Origin of the sequence: Burkholderia sp. Ax-1719, from assembly GCF_011753055.1 — a bacterium.
Lineage (GTDB): Bacteria > Pseudomonadota > Gammaproteobacteria > Burkholderiales > Burkholderiaceae > Paraburkholderia.
In genome coordinates, this window is sequence record NZ_VWWJ01000072.1 from 1 (window position 1) to 1,313 (window position 1,313).

Consider the following 1,313-nt stretch of genomic DNA (forward strand, 5'->3'; position numbering starts at 1 on the left):
ATGCGCTGATTCCGGTGGTGACCGTGATCGGCCTGCAGGTGGGCACGCTGCTCGCGGGCGCGGTGCTCACCGAGACGCTGTTCTCGTGGCCCGGCATCGGCAAATGGCTGATCGACGCGATCAGCCGCCGCGATTATCCGGTGGTGCAGGGCGGCATTCTCATGATCGCGACGCTCGTGATCCTCGTGAATCTGGTCGTCGATCTGCTGTACGGCGTGCTTAATCCGCGCATCCGCCACACGAGGTAACACGCCATGACGATGCAAACCCCACAACATACTGAAAACAAGGAGGCGTGATGGCTGACATTCAGAACACCGCGCCCCGCGCCGTGACGCCGCCTTCGGGCCGCGCGCTCGTGCTGCGCGAATTCTGGGCGAACTTCTCGCGCAACAGGGGCGCCGTCGCCGCCGGCGTGATCGTGCTGCTGCTGGTCGTGGTCGCGGTCTTCGCGCCCGTGCTCGCGCCGCACAGCCCCATCGAGCAGTACCGCGACTTCGTCAAGATTCCGCCCGCCTGGCTCGACGGCGGCAACTGGAAGTTCATCCTCGGCACCGACGAAGCGGGCCGCGACATCCTCTCGCGTCTGATGTATGGCGCGCGCCTGTCGCTGTGGATCGGCTGCGTGTCGGTCGTGCTCGCGCTGATTCCGGGCATCGTGCTCGGCCTCGTCGCCGCGTTCTTCGAAAAATGGGCCGATACGCCGATCATGCGTCTGATGGACGTGCTGCTCGCGCTGCCGTCGCTGCTGCTGGCCGTGGCCGTGGTGGCGATCATCGGCCCGGGTCTCACGAACACCATGTTCGCGATCGCGATCGTCGCGCTGCCGGGCTATGTGCGTCTGACGCGCGGCTCGGCGCTGGGCGAGCTGCACAAGGAATACGTGACGGCCTCGCGCGTGGCCGGTGCGGGCACGCTGCGGCTGATGTTCTCGCAGGTGCTGCCCAACTGCACGGCGCCGCTGATCGTGCAGGCGACGCTGGGTTTTAGCTCGGCGATTCTCGATGCGGCCGCGCTGGGCTTCCTGGGCCTGGGCGTGCAGCCGCCGGCCGCCGAGTGGGGCGCGATGCTCGCGTCCGCACGCGACTATATCGACAGCGCCTGGTGGATCGTCACGATGCCGGGCCTTTCGATCCTGATCTCGGTGCTCGCGATCAACCTGCTCGGCGACGGGCTGCGCGACGCGCTCGACCCCAAGCTGAAACGGATGGCCTGAACATGACTGACCTTCTTACCATCCGCAACCTGTCGGTGAACTTCAACGGCCTGCCCGCCGTGGACCGCGTGAACCTGTCGGTGGCGCCGGGCGAAGT

General features: G+C 66.7%; 2 protein-coding genes. Both read left to right on the forward strand.

Features of this window, described 5'->3' with window-relative positions; genetic code table 11:
- The coding region (locus F3J17_RS35895; RefSeq protein ID WP_167070560.1) for an ABC transporter permease subunit at window positions 1-248 on the forward strand (248 nt) is incomplete at its 5' end.
- 50 nt (window positions 249-298) lie between these two features.
- Window positions 299-1,216: an ABC transporter permease subunit gene (locus F3J17_RS35900; RefSeq protein WP_167070562.1), complete on the forward strand. Its 918-nt coding sequence runs from the start codon at window positions 299-301 to the stop codon at window positions 1,214-1,216.
- The last annotated feature ends 97 nt before the right edge of the window (window positions 1,217-1,313 follow it).

Excerpts from the sequence above, each read along its gene's own strand:
- F3J17_RS35900 (WP_167070562.1), top strand. The coding sequence starts at position 299 with ATGGCTGACATTCAGAACACCGCGCCCCGCGCCGTGACGCCGCCTTCG.